The sequence below is a fragment of the Leptotrichia sp. genome (assembly GCF_057270615.1).
Window position 1 is genome coordinate 1 of record NZ_DBHIXN010000029.1, and the last position, 15,621, is coordinate 15,621.

A 15,621-nucleotide genomic window follows, 5' to 3' on the forward strand; every position below is an offset into this window, starting at 1 on the left:
TTCATCTCCCACTTATAGAAAGCCTACGACTTCTTGCTATCTTTTTGTTAAATTTTTATTTGTATAAAAAAATTATGTTTTTAGAATTTTTGTTTTGTCAATTGTTATACTTTACTTGTAAAAATTATATATAAATGTTATAATTTGTCGGAAAAAATATTTTAAAAATTATAAATAAAATAGGGAAATAGATATAGTAAAACTGATTTAAAACCGAATTCAAATGCTATGACTATTTTACTCAAACCCTAAGTTCATATAATTTTTAATAGTTAAATTTTAAGTGGGTTGGAGTATATTATGAAAAACTTATGAAAATAAGAGAGGAAGTGATGAATGAGTTGGAAAACAATAAAATAAAACTATATGGATTTAATAATCTTACAAAGACATTGAGTTTTAATATTTATGATATTTGTTATGCTGAGACAGAAAGAGAACAAAAAGACTATATTGCATATATTGATGAGCAGTATAACTCAGAAAGGCTTACAAAAATACTTATTCGTATGGCAGAAATGATAGGAGCACAGGTTTTGAATATATCAAAGCAGGATTATGAACCGCAAGGGGCATCTGTGAATGTGTTGATTGCAGAAGAAAGAATAAATCCTGAAAATATTGATAAGTCTTGTAATAGAGGAGAGCCCTTTTTTAAAGAAATAGGGTTGGATATAGATAGTATGAAAAGGGAAAATGCAAGTCAGTATACTGATACAGTTCATGCTCATCTGGATAAAAGTCATATAACAGTACATACTTTTCCAGAATATCATCCAGATAATTCAATTTCTACTTTTAGAGTAGACATTGATATTGCAACTTGTGGAGAAATTTCACCATTAAATACATTAAATTATTTGATAGATAGCTTTGATTCGGATATAATTACAATTGATTACAGAATACGTGGATTTACAAGGGATATTTCAGGAAAGAAATTTTTTACAGATCATAATATAACTTCTATTCAAGATTATATTGATCCTGAAAAGTTAAAAATTTATGATGCTATAGATGTAAATGTATATCAATCCAATATTTTTCATACAAAAATGCTTATAAAGGAAATTGAGCTTAAAAATTATCTTTTTAATCAGGATGTTTATGAAATTGCACCGAAAAAAAGATTGGAAATTACAGATAGACTTAGGAAGGAAATGATAGAAATCTATAGTGGAATGAATATCTATTAAAATTATTTATAAAGCAAAGGGGATCAGTCGCCATCCCCCTTTATTTCGCAATATTAGTTATTTCAATTTCTTTAAATCATAACATCTGAATATTTTGACGAAAGTGCTACGCACTAATTCCCGCTTGTCTAAGCATTTTTTTGAAATGAAATTGAAACTCGCTTTTTAACAAAAAATAATAAGCAAAATTTCGTTAAAGAAAAAATAACTGTTTGAACTTTTGGGAATAGACTTTAAATTGAATAAAATTATTTGAATTAAAATAATTTATATTCAAAAGCGAGTTTTCTTTTTTCTTTATAAGAAAGGTTTGCGTTAAACGGGGGTTATAACAAATAATATAAAAAAAGAAAAAAATTGTTAACTAGAAAAATCTAAAATAAAATTTATAAAATAATTAATTTAAATATTTAATAAAAAATTTTGGAATTTAGAATTATAATAAACAAAAGTAAAGATATGAAAGGAGTTGTAGAAATGGGGGAAAATATTGATAAAGATAGACAGAATAAAACTGTTCTTTTTGATGCATTGAAAAATCATCTTTCTAACAGGGTTGTGAGATTTGATGTGCCAGGACATAAGGGTGGACGTGGAAATAAGGAGTTTAGGGATTTTATAGGATTGGAAGCAATGCAGATGGATGTTAATTCAATGAAACCGCTTGACAATTTATGCCATCCAACTTCGGTTATTAAAGAGGCACAGGATATAGCGGCAGAAGCTTTTGGGGCAAAAGAGGCTTATTTTATGGTAAGTGGTACTACTGGGGCTGTGCAGGCTATGATTATGGCGACTTGTAAGGCTGGAGATAAAATTATTATTCCAAGAAATGTGCATAGAAGTGCCATTAATGCTATGGTAATTTGCGGAGCAATTCCAGTTTATATTAATCCCGGGCTTAACAAAAAATTGGGAATATCGCTTGGAATGTCAATTAACGACGTAAAGAAGGCAATTCGTGAAAATCCTGATGCAAAAGCAATATTAGTGAATAATCCCACTTATTATGGAATTTGTTCAGATCTAAAATCTATTGTAAAACTGGCACATGAAAATAATATGCTTGTACTAGTTGATGAAGCACATGGGGCACATTTTTCCTTTGATGATAATTTACCAATTTCAGGAATGGCAGCTGGAGCAGATATGGCAGCAATCAGCATGCATAAGACAGGTGGTTCTTTAACACAAAGTTCAATTTTATTAAGTGGAGAGCGAATAAATGCCGATTATGTCCGTCAAATTATTAACTTGACTCAAACTACAAGTTCTTCGTACTTGCTTATGACATCGCTTGATGTAGCAAGAAAAAATTTGGCAATAAATGGGAAAGAACTTTTTGAAAAGACAGTTAGATTTGCAGAATATGCAAGAAGTGAAATTAATAAGTTAGGTGGATATTACGCTTATGGAAAGGAATTAATTGACGGAGATTCAGTTTATGATTTTGACACAACAAAATTATCTGTATATACAAAGGATATTGGCCTTGCTGGTATTGAAGTTTATGATATTTTACGAGATGATTATGAAATTCAAATTGAATTTGGAGATTTGGGAAATATTTTGGCAATAATTTCAGCTGGGGACAGAGGCTTGGAAATAGAGCGTCTGATTTCTTCGCTTGCAGAAATTAAACGGCTTTACTCAAAAGATTCTACAGGAATGTTTGATCATGAATATATAAATCCTGATGTTGTGCTTCCACCACAAAAAGCCTTTTACTCAGAAAAAGAAATGATTCCAATAAAAGAAAGTTCTGGAAAAATAAGTGGGGAATTTGTTATGGCTTATCCGCCAGGAATACCGATTTTGGCACCGGGAGAGCGAATTACAGAGGAAATTATAAATTATATTGAATATGCGAAGGAAAAAGGATGTTTGCTTACGGGAACTGAAGATATGCATGTTGAAAAGATAAATGTTGTTTTAGAGTAGAGAAAAAGGGGAAGATATAAAAATTGGGATAAAAAGTTTTAAAGTAAGAAATATTGAAAATAAAATATTAGATATTTTTTATTGTAAGATTTTTATAAAAATAGGTAATACAATCGAAAGGAGTTTGGCAGATGGAATTATGGTACACAGAAGAACATACAAAAAATGTTCGTTTTTCTATAAAGGTTAATAAGCAATTAATTAGTGTAAAAAGTGATTTTCAGAGAATTGATATTTTTGAATCGCCAGAGTTTGGGCGATTTTTGACATTGGATGGGTTTATGATGTTGACAGAAAAGGATGAGTTTATTTACCATGAGATGATAACTCACATTCCTATGGCTGTAAATCCGAAAGCTAAGAAAATATTAGTAATTGGGGCTGGAGATGGTGGCACTGTTCGTGAACTTGTAAAATATGGGAATATTGAAAGAATTGATATGGTGGAAATTGACAAGATGGTTGTTGATGTTTGTCGTGAATATTTGCCTAAGACAGCGAATAAACTGGACGATAAAAGAGTTCACATTTATTATGAAGACGGGTTAAAATTTGTGCGTTCTAAGACAAATGAATACGATATTGTAATTGTAGATTCAACGGATCCATTTGGGCCTGGAGAGGATTTGTTTACAAGAGAATTTTATGGGAATTGCTTTAATGCATTAAAAGAGGATGGAATTCTTGTAAATCAGCATGAAAGTCCGTATTATGAGGCAGATGCCAAAGCAACAGCAAGAGCAAATAAACAGTTAAGAGCAGTTTTTCCATTTGCAACAGTTTATCAGCTTCATATACCCACATATCCATCAGGACATTGGCTATTTGGCTTTGCTTCAAAAAAATACAATCCCATAAAAGACTTAAAGGCTGATGAATGGAATAAGTTTGGGATAAAGACAAGATATTATAATACCGAATTACATAAAGGGGCATTTGCATTGCCAAACTACGTAAAAGATTTGATAAATAGTTAGAATAAAAAATTAGAAGGAGAGTTTATGAAAAATAAAAATATACATACATTTATAGGGTGTGACAATGAATATAACGAAAGTAAAATAGTTATTTTTGGAGCACCGTTTGATAGTACAACGTCATTTAGACCAGGGACTAGATTTGCTTCAGCGGTTATGAGAAATGAGAGTTTTGGGATAGAAACTTACAGCCCTTATCAAGATAAGGATTTGGAGGATATTAAAGTTTTTGATGGAGGAGATTTGGAACTTTCGTTTGGAAATTCAGAAAGTACGCTACAGGATATTCAAGATGAAACAGCAAAAATTTTAAAGGATGGGAAAATTCCGTTTATGATTGGTGGAGAACATTCTGTTACGCTGGGAGCTGTGAAAGCAGTTGCTGAAAAATATCCAGATTTGCATATTATCCAGTTTGACGCACATACAGACTTGAGAGATGAGTATTTAGGGCAGTATTATTCACATGCTTCTGTAATTAGAAGATGTTGGGACATTGTTGGAGATGACAGAATCTTTCAGTTTGGAATAAGAAGTGGTGAAAGAGATGAATGGAAGTTTGCAAAAGAACATCTTTACACAACAAAATTTAATTTTGATGGACTTGATGAAGCTGTAGAAAAATTAAAAGGAAAACCTGTGTATTTTACATTGGATTTGGATGTACTTGATCCATCGGAATTTCCAGGAACTGGGACGCCTGAAGCAGGGGGAGTTAGTTTTGTGGAACTTCATAAAGCAATAGAAAAAATTTCACAGTTAAATATCGTGGGACTTGATATGAATGAATTGTCGCCTGTATATGACCAGTCAGGACAGTCTACAGCATTAGCTTGCAAATTATTAAGAGAAATTTTGCTATTTATAAATAAATAATACAGCAAGGGGAGACTTTTCCCCTTGTTATATTTATTATTATTCTTCGTTTAAAAATGAACATTTATTTTAATTACTTGATATTAAGCCCCATTCAAAATTGAATTATTTATTAAAAATCATATAGATTTAGAGATTGAGTAAAATAGTTGTAGCTTTTGAGTTCAGTTTTAAATCAGTTTACTATATCTGAAAATTAAGAACTTTAGTTAAATGTAATCATAGCAGTAGCTCTTCCAGAATTTTTCCCTTCTCTTCTATAAGAATGAAATTTTTCATCAAATGTATCTTCATTTGTTGTGATCAAATTTTCTTTTTTTATTCCAAGTTTTAATGCCGTTATTTCATTAAATTTTGTATTGTCAAAATGATATTTTTTAGTATTTTCATTCCATTTAAATGATTTTTGTACTAATTCATTTTCTTTTCCAAATTTATTTGCAAAATTTTCATAAAATTCCATTCCAACTTCATAAAATTTTTGCTGCATTCCAATTCCTAGTCCCATTAGCACATTTTCAACTTTTGTTCCATAATTTTTTTCCATTTCCAATAATCCAGATTTCATTATTTCTTTAAATGTTCCAGGCCATCCTGAATGCCAAACTCCAATAACCTGATTTTCCTTATCATAAACAAAAATTGGCAGACAATCTGCATAAAACGTAAAAATCGCAATATCTTTTCTTTTTGTCAAAAATCCATCAATATTATATTGTTTTTCATAATAATATTTTTCTGTATTTTCATCAATAATTTTCACATTGTTAGAATGGGTCTGAAAAGCCATAACTTCTTGTTTATCTTCTAAATTCAGTTCCTTTAACAACTTTTTTCGATTTTTTTTCTGTATTCCTTCTTCTTGATTTTCAAGCGGACAATAATCAGACATGTTTCCAGCAATTTTTTTGGTGTAAACTGCTGTTATTCCATATTTTTCAAATTCTTCAATATAAAAGTAATTTTCCTTTTCGATAAACATTTTTTCTCCCATTTAAATTATAATTTCAAATATATTTAATTATTTATTTTTTCCTATTCCCAAAATAATCCGTTAATTCCAAAAACAATTGATTCCCATTAAAGTCATCAATAATAATTTTTCTTGCTTTTTCCAAATATTCCTGAAGCAATCTTTTACTTTCATCCAATCCAAAAATGCTAGGATAAGTAGTTTTTTCATTTTCAACATCATTAGATTTTTTACCAATTTCCTCAAAATCCCCTTCAATATCCAAAATATCATCCTTAATCTGAAAGGCAATTCCTAATAATTTTGAATATTCCACCATTTTTTGATATTTTTTATTTTCAATATCCAAAGCAATCATTGGAAGTTCAATCGCAGCAGTCAGTAATTTTCCAGTTTTATGTGCATGAATATATTTTAATGTGTCAATTTCTACTTTTTTATGTTCAGATTCTATATCCATGAACTGTCCTCCAACCATTCCAAAAAAACCTGCATATTCAGACAATTTTGAAATAATCTGAACTTTATTTTTATCTTTTAAATTTTTAGAATTTGCAATTATTCCAAATGACTCCGTCAAAAGAACATCTCCTACAAGAACTCCAATCGCTTCATTGTACTTTTTGTGAACTGTAAGTTTACCACGTCTATAATCATCATTATCCATCGCTGGCAAGTCATCATGAACAAGCGAATAGCAATGTATAAATTCAAGTGCAGCAGCAACGTCTTTAATTTTACTGTAACTTTTAGAATTATTTTTTTCAAGCAAATCGCAAATCATATACATCAGAATAGGACGAATTCTTTTTCCACCATTCATTACCGCATATTCCATTGCCTCTGCCAATTTTTGTGGATAATTACTTTTATAACTCTCAAGTAATTCACTCAGGCTATTCTCCACGATTTTCTTTTTTTCCTCCAAATATTCCCTTAACATTTTCTTCTCCAATCACTCAAATTCTTCCATTTCCACTTTGCCATTTTTTTCAAGTACCTTCATAACTTTCCCTTCTCCAGCTTCAAGCAATTTCTCTGAATCTTTAATAAGTTTAATTGCCTTCTCATATTCAGAAATCGAATCATCCAGCGACAATTCCTCACTTTCCAGCTTTTCTAAAATTTCATCAATTTGTGTAATATTTTCTTCATAACTTTGTTTTTTTACTGCCATTTTTACTTTCTCCTTTATATTTTTCTTTATTAGATATATTCGATAACCTAAGTTTTTTTATTTCTACAAAAGTTTAAAATCCCTTACTTTAGTTTTTAAACCTATAAAAACTAACTATTTTTTTATTATAATCTCTTTCATCATATTTTACAAAATTTCCAATTTTATCTGACATTTTCTCGTAATTGCTATGCTCTGAAATTATAATTCCATCTTTTTCCAAAAGATTTTCATCTGAAATTTTTTCAATTGTTCTTGTTGAAATATTTTCTTTGTATGGCGGATCTAAAAAGATTATATCAAATTTTTCATTTTTTCTTGCTAAAATTTCTGCTGCACGAAAAACATCATTTTTATAAGCACGACATTTATTTTCTACACCCAAATGATTTACATTTTCAATAATTACTTTAAGAGCTTCTTTATTCTCTTCAATCATAATAGCTCTTTCTGCCCCACGGCTAAGTGCCTCAAAAGTTACATTTCCAGTACCTGAATAAAAATCCAAAAATTTTGCATTTACAACTTTTTCTCCAATTATGCTAAAAATTGCCTCTTTTATTCTTTCTAATGTAGGTCTAGTTTCTCTCCCTTCTCTTGATTTTATTCGCCTATTTTTTAATGTCCCTGCTATAATTCTCATATTTTCCTCTTTTCAATTTTTATTATTTTTACATAAAATCTTATTTATTTAGAAGTATACAATAAATTGATTTTTTATTTTCTAACAAGGAATTTTACCTTTTGTTAAACAAATTTACAGTAATTTCACTATTTTAATAGAAAATAATATAAATTGTATTACATATATTTTACTACATTTCACTTAAAATTTCCAATACTTATACTATTTAAATTTTATTGAAATTTTTCCATCTAGATTTACTCCGCTCTCAAGTAATTCATAATGTTCTTTTGTATTATTTTTGCTAATATTTTTAAATTCATAATTTTTAAAATTTATTTTATCAATTTTAAAATCTGATTTGTTATAAACATTTACATATAATATTTCTGCTTTATTTTTATTAAAAAAATTATCAACTAGGTCAAAGCTATAAACAAAGTCTTTATTTTTTGAAAATTTTGTATTTACTAAATCATAATATACAGCAATTTTCCCTTCTTCCATAGATGGAATAACTTTTGAAATGGCAAACCATTCACGTTGAATATCATCTGTAACTTGATTTTCATAAATATTTTCATCAAATTTTATGACAGCCCTTAGATTTTGCGCCTTTTTATAATCCGTTAAGAATTTCAAATTTTTCAAAAATTTTCCTCGATTATTAGTGTTTTCATTACTAAAATCTTCTTTTCCATTTTTCTCAATATTTGTATCCATCCAAAACATAAACGTAGATTTCACATCATAATTCCCAATATTTTCAAATGTATAAACATTTTCAACTTTTATTGTTTTATTTTTCTCAATAGTAATATTCAAATCTTCTCTTTTTATAACTAATGGCTCCTGTCTTACAATTTTTAAATTTCCAATTGCCAAAAATTCTGATTTTTCAGAAAATGTTATAATATTTATTATAAAAAACATTGCTGTTATAAATATTATTCTAAAAGATTTTTTTAATTTTTTATTATTCAAAAAAAACATATTTCAACTCCTTATTTATTATTATCTTAATTTCACTCTTTCAGCTCCCACTAACTTACCAACTTTCCTAACAAACTTCAGTGACAAATTCACATTATACTTATTAGACAACTTCACAACTTCCTTTTTATCATTCATTTTAAATGCCAAAAATACTTGATTATCGCCTTTATTTCTTAAAATAAGCTGTTTTAGCTCCTGATTTTTTTCTTTTGTTTCTTCATCAATTAAAATATAAAGTTTTAGATTTTTGTTTTCTTCCAAATTTTCAATGTTGCAAATATTGCTTAAAATAATTGTATTTTTATTTTGTTCAGTATTTACAGTTCCTTCTAGAATCATAATTTGTCCTTCTATGATTTTATATCCAAAAGTTATATATTCTCTTGGAAAACAAATGACCTCGATACTTTTTTGAAAATCTTCTATTTCAAATTTTACCATTGGTTCTCGTCCATTTCGCGTTACAAATTTTTTTATATTTTTTGTTGTTCCAATAATTCGGACTTTTTTTAGTTTATTTTGATAAATTTCAGATATTTTGTTGTAAGCGATTATATTTATTAATCTTTTTTTCTCATTTAACGGATGATTTGAAATATAGATACCAAGATATTCTTTTTCATTTTTAAGCAAAATTTTTTGTGGAAATTCATTGGCTTTTTTCATTTCAAAGCTGCCTTCATATTCTTTTTCTCCACTAAACAAAATCATTTGCAAATCCTCTTCAGATTCATATTTTTTTTTGCTATATTCTAAAATCTCATTAATAGAGTTATATTTTTCAAATCTATTTCCGTTTAATTTATCCAAAGCTCCTGATAAAATAAGCGATTCTAGTTGTTTTTTTGTAATCCCATTTTGTTTCATCCGATAAACAAAATCTTCATAAGAAGTAAATCTTTCATTTTTCCTTTCATTTTTTATTTCATTAATTAAAGCTGCACCGACACCTTTTATAGCAAAGAATCCAAATCTGATGCCAACTTTCATTTTATTATTTTTGTCGCTATTATTTTCAAAATTTTCCTCGATTTTAAAGTCATAATCAGATAAATTCACATCTGGCAAGAAAATGTTGATTCCTTTTTCTTTTGCTTCGTTTACAAAAACAATAAATCTGTCCAAGTTATGCACTTCCGTTGTCATTATTGCTGCAAAAAATTCTACTGGATAATTAGCTTTAAAATATGCCGTCCAATAAACAATTAGTGCATAGGCTGCCGAATGTGACTTATTAAATCCGTATCCACCAAATTTTTCTACCAAATCGTAAATTTCATTTGCTTTTTTAGCTAAAATTCCTTTTTTTTGAGCATTTGCTACAAATTTTTCACGATTTTTTTTCATTAGTTCAGTATTTTTCTTTCCAATAGCACGTCGTAGCTCATCAGCTTCCCCAAGCGAATAATTTGCCATTTCACTTACAATTTTCATAACCTGCTCCTGATACAAGATTATTCCGTAAGTTTCTTTAAGTATGTATTTTAGGGAATTATCAATGTATTTTATTTCAGTTTTATTATTTTTTACATTTATAAAATCATCAACCATTCCACTTCGTAAAGGTCCTGGACGGTAAAGTGCCAAAAGAGCTATTATATCCTCAAATTTTTCAATTTTCATTTTTTTCATAAGGCTTCTGATTCCAGCTGACTCACATTGAAAAACTCCCATTGTATCAGCTTTTGTAAGTAATTCGTAAGTTTTTTCATCATTTAGCGGAATATTATTTAATATGATTTTTGTTTTTTTTCTTTTTTCGATATTTTCAACAGTTTTCCGTAAAATTGTGAGATTTTTTAAGCCAAGAAAATCCATTTTCAAAATTCCTAGTTCTTCCAGTTCCTTCATTTGATACTGTGTTGATACAATCTTAGTTTTTCCATCTGAATACGTTGGAATTTCATCGCTTAGAATGTTTTTTGAAATAACGATTCCAGCTGCATGGACAGAAGCATGCCGTACTTTTCCCTCCAGTTTAAGTGAATAATCAATTAATTTTTTTATTTCTCTGTCAGTTTCATATATTCTCCTAAACTCAGTAATATTATCCAAAGCTTCTTTAAGCTCCGTATTAAATGGTATCATTTTAGCAATTTTGTCAACTTTTGCAAGCGAAACATTTAGCACACGTCCAACATCACGAATAGCAAGCCTAGCTTTCAATGTTCCAAAAGTGATTATATGTGCCACGTATTCTGAACCATATTTTTTTACAACATAATCTATGACAATTTCCCGTTGTTCCTGATCAAAATCTATATCAATATCTGGCATTGAAATACGTTCAGGATTCAAAAACCGCTCAAAAATCAAATTATATTCAAGCGGATCAATTTCTGTAATATTCAAGGCATACGAAATAATACTTCCAGCTGCAGATCCTCTTCCTGGTCCAACATAAACTCCATTTTCACGTGAAAATTTTATAAAATCCCACACAATAATGAAATATCCATTATATCCCATTTTATCGATAATTTCCAGCTCATATTCTGCTCGCCTTAAAACATTTTCCAAATTATTTTTTAATAATTCTTCCCGAATTTTAGCTTCTTTCAATTTTTTACCAGCAGTTTTGTCTGTTGTAATTTCTTTTTCTATTATCTCAAAACTTTTATCCAGCTCTAATCTTTTAGACTCTGAAACAGATTTTCTCAAATATTTCTGAAAAAGTCCTTCAAATACAAGATTTTGCAAAAAATCTTTTTCACTTATATTTTGTGGCAATGAATATTTTGGAAATTTGAAATTATGAAATTCAAAATCAACATTGCAGTTTTCCACAATTTTTTCCACATTACTATTTCCAGTTTCATAAAACTTGCTATATTCTTTGTCTTCAAAAATTTGTTTTATTTCATTTTCAGATTTTAAATACAAATCATCATACAAAAGTTCACTATTTTCCGATTTTTCTGTATCAATTTTGCTACCTTCTTTTATTGATTCTACGATTTTTTGTAAAACGGCATCTTCTTTATTTGGATAATAAACATCATTTGTAATAACAAAATTTTCAAATTTATTTTTATGTACAATATCAAAAAGCATTCTTCTAACTTTTTCTAGCTTTTCTACAGCAGGAATTTCAATAAAAAAATTATCTCCAAAATCTTTAGTTAATTTTTCAATAACTTTTCTAACATAAGTATTTTCCAAATCCAAAATTCCCTTTACAACTTCGCTATTTATTCCCCCTGACAAAATATACAGATCATTAGAATATTTTTTTAATTCATCATACTTAATCTTATTCCGATTCCGTGTAAATCTGCTATATGAAATTGATGACAATTTCGATAAATTTTTGTATCCATTTTGATTTTTAGCAAATAAAGTAAGTGAATACTCTCCCACTTTCTCTATCCCGTCCAAAAATACTTCAAGCCCAATAATTGGCTTTATATCATTATTTTTACACTTTTTAAAAAACTCAACTACCCCAAACATCGAAGTATCCGTAATTGCAAGTGCTTTCACTCCAATTTTCTTAGCCCTTTCAACATATTCGTCAATCTTGCCAACTCCTTCAAGTAACGAATATTCCGTATGCAATTTCAAATGTACAAATTTATTTTTCATAATTTTTACCTAATTTCTTTTTTTATAAAAATATATCATTTTTTTTGTTTAATAAATTTAATTAAAGTTCTTTTATTATTTCATAAATTCCATCTTCATTATTTGATAAAGTGATTCTATCTTTTGAAAATTTTTGTTTTAGTTCTTCTGTTGCATTTCCCATAAGATACCCATATTTCACAAATTTCAGCATTTCCAAGTCATTCCATTGATCTCCAAATGCCATTGTTTCCTTTTCTGAAATATTATATTTTTTCAGCAGTTCCTTTATTGCTAGCCCTTTATTCACTTCTTTATTCAAACATTCCAGATAGCGTGGTTTTGAAAATACAAAATTAAGATGTGGCAATTTTTCTTCCAGTTCCTTTTTTAATTCTAGTAAAATCGAATTTTCTGCGATAAATAATGCCTTTGTGGAAGATTTTCCAATAAATTCATCAAAATTTCTCACATAATATGGAATTTCTACGCTTTCTGAATATTTTTCTCCTTCTTCGGTTTCATGTTCGACATAAAGGTTGTCATCCATATATAAATTTAAGTGAATTTTCTTTTCTCTTGAAATTTTGATAAGTTTATCTACATCCTGTGCTTTGACAGGTTTTTCAAAAATAACCTCACTTGTTAAAGGGTTTACAATTCTTCCTCCGTTATAGTTAATTACTGGATTTTTTATCCCCAGCATGTTAACGAAAGGCTTTGATGAAGCAAAAGTCCTTCCAGTTGCAACGAAGTTTTTCACTCCCTTTTTTTCTAGTTCTTGTAATTTTTTTATTAAATTTTTTGAAACTTTATGATCACTTGTCAGCACAGTTCCATCTAAGTCCATAAATATAGCTTTTATGTTATTCATTTTAATTTCCTTTCTTTCTATAATAATGATAATTTTTAAATTCTTATTTTGGAATATTTTAATTGTTTGTAAAAGTCTGTAATGCTAAATCCTGTTTGAAAAATAAAAAATATATTTTATTTATTTCAGGAAGTCAACACTTTTTGTTAAATTATTTCTACTAAATTTTCCACAAAATAATCTATTTCTTCAATTGTAGTATCTTTTCCAATACTAATTCTAAACGATCCTTTCAATTCTTCATCAGTTAATCCCAAAGCCTTCAAAACATGTGAACTTTCCAATGAGCCTGACATACATGCAGAACCTCCGCTTACACAAATTCCCCTTAAATCAAGTGCTACTAATAGCATTTGAATGTCGATTCCTTCTATAAAAACATTTGTTGTAGTTTTTATTCTATTTGCTTTTTCTCCATTTATTTTTATTTTTTTACCCAGTTTTCCAATTTCAGTTTTTAATTTGCTTTCCAAATAATGTTGGACTTTTTCTTCTTGTTCTAACATTTTTTCTAAATTTTCGTAAACTTCCTCAAGTGCTACTCCAAGTCCCAAAATTCCATGAACATTTTCTGTTCCAGCACGTCGATTTCTTTCCTGCGAACCACCCCAGATTTCCTTTTCAATCGAATATTTTTTGTCAATAAATACAAATCCTGATCCTTTAGGTCCATAAAATTTGTGTGCAGTTCCAGTCAAAGCCCCTATTTTCAACTCTTTTGGCAAAATTTTTATTTTTCCCATTGCTTGAACCGCATCCGTATGAAAAAATATATTTTTTTCAGCCAGAATCTCTCCTATTTCCTTGATTGGCTGAATAACCCCAGTTTCATTATTTACAAACATTATCGAAACAAGAGCTGTATCTTCCCTTAATTCTTGCTTTAATTCTTCAACATTAACAACTCCATTTTCGTCAACTCCAATATATGAAACTTCATATCCTTCCTTTTCCAGCTGTTTAAAATCCTTTAAAATTGTCGAATGTTCTATTTTAGAAGTTATAATATGTTTTCCTTTATCTCCATTAGCTTTTAAAAATCCTCTTATCACAAGATTATTCCCTTCAGCCCCGCCAGAAGTAAACACAATTTCAGTTGCTTCTGCTTCCAAATTTTGAGAAACTTTATGTCTTGCTTTTTCCACAACAGATTTTGCACGTTGTCCCATTGAATGTATTGATGACGGATTTCCGTAATTTTCACTAAATGATTTTGTCATTTCATTTATAACTTTATCAGACATTTTAGTAGTCGCCGCATTATCTAAATATACTATTTTCATTGTTAAATTTTTCTCCTTTTTATTTTTTTTATGATTTATAAAAGTTTGCAATTGTAATTACAATTTTAAAATATATTTTAATTTTCTAATTATTCACTTGCCTTACCAAAAAATACGTTTTTTTCTAAAAATTGGAAATTTCGTATCTACATATTCATTAACATAATATTTAGCCTCAGCATAACTTCCCATTATATTTAAAAAATCCAAAGAATCCTTAAAAATTCCTATTTTTTCATTTTCCACTTTAAGTGCAACAATATAAGGAAATATTTGATTGAAGTAATTAAGTTTTTCTTCTTCTGTTTCAAATTCATCCATTTTATTTTTTTCAGCAGTTTTAAAATACATTTTTAGTCCTTCAATGTACTCCAGCTTTCGCTTACCTGAAAACGTGTATTTCCCTATAACTTTCCTATAAATAAAAAACATTGCTCCTAAAATTAATAAAATTAATCCATAAAATATATCTGTATACAATATAATACTAATAATTCCACCTACAGTTACCGTGATATATAAAAATTTCAATATTCTCCCTGACATTCCAAATACATATTTTAGCCATATAAATATAAAAGTCGTAATAATAATTGAATTTGCTATATTTATATGCATTAGCTCTGATAATGTAAAAGCTATGGAAATTGCAGTTCCTAAAATAAATGGAATGAAATATAGATAATTATTTTTATAAATCATTCTATTATATTTCTTTTCAAAAAAATGTATAATACGATTTTTATATCCAATAATTTCAAGTTTATTTTCAAATAGATTATTTTCAGAAAGAATATCCAGCAAGTTATTTTCTTCCTCAAATAAAGTTTCGCTTCGCAGTTTCAGATTATCCTTATTTTTCTGGTTCAAAACATATATTTTATTTCCTTCATTATTTTTATCATCTAAAAAAATATAATTTTTCAATAATAACGATAACAGTCCTATTTTCAATATTTCTTTTGAATCTCTTTCTCCATTGATATATGCAACAAACATTGATGAAATATTTTCTGGTTCAGAAAATTCAGGAATAATAGTTTTCCTTTTTGGATCTTTTCCAAAAAAATACCACGTTGAAACAGAATATATACCAATAAGTATAACTAAAATAATTTCAATTATAATAATATTCATAG

The 15,621-nt window shown here is 28.2% G+C and carries 13 protein-coding genes; 4 read left to right on the forward strand and 9 right to left on the reverse strand.

Annotated features, from left to right (window positions below):
* The first annotated feature begins 311 nt into the window (after positions 1-311).
* The 4 genes from speD (at position 312) to speB (ending at position 4,990) form a co-directional block, all read left to right on the forward strand.
* The gene (gene speD / locus ACO409_RS06530) at positions 312-1,196 is read left to right on the forward strand and encodes an adenosylmethionine decarboxylase (RefSeq protein WP_485555942.1); all 885 of its coding nucleotides are present in this window, start codon (positions 312-314) and stop codon (positions 1,194-1,196) included.
* Positions 1,197-1,673: 477 nt separating this feature from the next.
* On the forward strand, positions 1,674-3,137 hold the full coding sequence (locus ACO409_RS06535) for an aminotransferase class I/II-fold pyridoxal phosphate-dependent enzyme (protein ID WP_485555944.1): 1,464 nt from the start codon (positions 1,674-1,676) through the stop codon (positions 3,135-3,137).
* A 131-nt stretch (positions 3,138-3,268) separates the two neighbouring features.
* Positions 3,269-4,114 carry a polyamine aminopropyltransferase gene (gene speE, locus ACO409_RS06540; protein WP_485555946.1) on the forward strand — a complete coding sequence of 282 codons (846 nt, stop codon included), beginning with the start codon at positions 3,269-3,271 and terminating at the stop codon, positions 4,112-4,114.
* Between the two features lie 24 nt (positions 4,115-4,138).
* Positions 4,139-4,990: an agmatinase gene (gene speB, locus ACO409_RS06545; protein WP_485555948.1), complete on the forward strand. Its 852-nt coding sequence runs from the start codon at positions 4,139-4,141 to the stop codon at positions 4,988-4,990.
* Between the two features lie 205 nt (positions 4,991-5,195).
* Here speB and ACO409_RS06550 read toward each other — a convergent pair whose 3' ends face one another.
* From ACO409_RS06550 to ACO409_RS06590, 9 genes are all read right to left on the reverse strand, one after another.
* Positions 5,196-5,972 (reverse strand): purine nucleoside phosphorylase YfiH/LACC1 family protein, encoded by a 777-nt coding sequence (locus tag ACO409_RS06550; protein WP_485555950.1) that lies wholly within the window; start codon positions 5,970-5,972, stop codon positions 5,196-5,198.
* A 43-nt stretch (positions 5,973-6,015) separates the two neighbouring features.
* Positions 6,016-6,906 carry a polyprenyl synthetase family protein gene (locus ACO409_RS06555; protein WP_485555952.1) on the reverse strand — a complete coding sequence of 297 codons (891 nt, stop codon included), beginning with the start codon at positions 6,904-6,906 and terminating at the stop codon, positions 6,016-6,018.
* Positions 6,907-6,918: 12 nt separating this feature from the next.
* Positions 6,919-7,140, reverse strand: a complete 222-nt coding sequence (xseB, locus tag ACO409_RS06560; protein WP_060918438.1) for an exodeoxyribonuclease VII small subunit — start codon at positions 7,138-7,140, stop codon at positions 6,919-6,921.
* A gap of 88 nt (positions 7,141-7,228) precedes the next feature.
* A complete protein-coding gene (rsmD, locus tag ACO409_RS06565; protein ID WP_485555955.1) occupies positions 7,229-7,783 on the reverse strand; it encodes a 16S rRNA (guanine(966)-N(2))-methyltransferase RsmD in 555 nt (184 codons plus the stop codon).
* Positions 7,784-7,987: 204 nt separating this feature from the next.
* A complete protein-coding gene (locus tag ACO409_RS06570; RefSeq protein ID WP_485555957.1) occupies positions 7,988-8,758 on the reverse strand; it encodes a hypothetical protein in 771 nt (256 codons plus the stop codon).
* A gap of 21 nt (positions 8,759-8,779) precedes the next feature.
* Positions 8,780-12,346 carry a DNA polymerase III subunit alpha gene (gene dnaE, locus ACO409_RS06575; RefSeq protein ID WP_485555959.1) on the reverse strand — a complete coding sequence of 1,189 codons (3,567 nt, stop codon included), beginning with the start codon at positions 12,344-12,346 and terminating at the stop codon, positions 8,780-8,782.
* Positions 12,347-12,407: 61 nt separating this feature from the next.
* The gene (locus ACO409_RS06580; protein ID WP_485555961.1) at positions 12,408-13,199 is read right to left on the reverse strand and encodes a Cof-type HAD-IIB family hydrolase; all 792 of its coding nucleotides are present in this window, start codon (positions 13,197-13,199) and stop codon (positions 12,408-12,410) included.
* A gap of 146 nt (positions 13,200-13,345) precedes the next feature.
* A complete protein-coding gene (locus ACO409_RS06585; protein ID WP_485555963.1) occupies positions 13,346-14,482 on the reverse strand; it encodes a cysteine desulfurase family protein in 1,137 nt (378 codons plus the stop codon).
* Positions 14,483-14,584: 102 nt separating this feature from the next.
* Entirely contained in the window at positions 14,585-15,619 is a 1,035-nt protein-coding gene (locus ACO409_RS06590) for a DUF2207 family protein (protein WP_485555965.1), read from the reverse strand.
* Between the last annotated feature and the right edge of the window lie 2 nt (positions 15,620-15,621).

What these genes read in the sequence shown, in the direction of transcription:
- speD (WP_485555942.1), top strand. Translation starts at nt 312, where the DNA reads ATGAAAATAAGAGAGGAAGTGATGAATGAGTTGGAAAACAATAAAATA.
- ACO409_RS06535 (WP_485555944.1), top strand. Translation starts at nt 1,674, where the DNA reads ATGGGGGAAAATATTGATAAAGATAGACAGAATAAAACTGTTCTTTTT.
- speE (WP_485555946.1), top strand. Translation starts at nt 3,269, where the DNA reads ATGGAATTATGGTACACAGAAGAACATACAAAAAATGTTCGTTTTTCT.
- speB (WP_485555948.1), top strand. Translation starts at nt 4,139, where the DNA reads ATGAAAAATAAAAATATACATACATTTATAGGGTGTGACAATGAATAT.
- ACO409_RS06550 (WP_485555950.1), bottom strand. Translation starts at nt 5,972, where the DNA reads ATGTTTATCGAAAAGGAAAATTACTTTTATATTGAAGAATTTGAAAAA.
- ACO409_RS06555 (WP_485555952.1), bottom strand. Translation starts at nt 6,906, where the DNA reads ATGTTAAGGGAATATTTGGAGGAAAAAAAGAAAATCGTGGAGAATAGC.
- xseB (WP_060918438.1), bottom strand. Translation starts at nt 7,140, where the DNA reads ATGGCAGTAAAAAAACAAAGTTATGAAGAAAATATTACACAAATTGAT.
- rsmD (WP_485555955.1), bottom strand. Translation starts at nt 7,783, where the DNA reads ATGAGAATTATAGCAGGGACATTAAAAAATAGGCGAATAAAATCAAGA.
- ACO409_RS06570 (WP_485555957.1), bottom strand. Translation starts at nt 8,758, where the DNA reads ATGTTTTTTTTGAATAATAAAAAATTAAAAAAATCTTTTAGAATAATA.
- dnaE (WP_485555959.1), bottom strand. Translation starts at nt 12,346, where the DNA reads ATGAAAAATAAATTTGTACATTTGAAATTGCATACGGAATATTCGTTA.
- ACO409_RS06580 (WP_485555961.1), bottom strand. Translation starts at nt 13,199, where the DNA reads ATGAATAACATAAAAGCTATATTTATGGACTTAGATGGAACTGTGCTG.
- ACO409_RS06585 (WP_485555963.1), bottom strand. Translation starts at nt 14,482, where the DNA reads ATGAAAATAGTATATTTAGATAATGCGGCGACTACTAAAATGTCTGAT.
- ACO409_RS06590 (WP_485555965.1), bottom strand. Translation starts at nt 15,619, where the DNA reads ATGAATATTATTATAATTGAAATTATTTTAGTTATACTTATTGGTATA.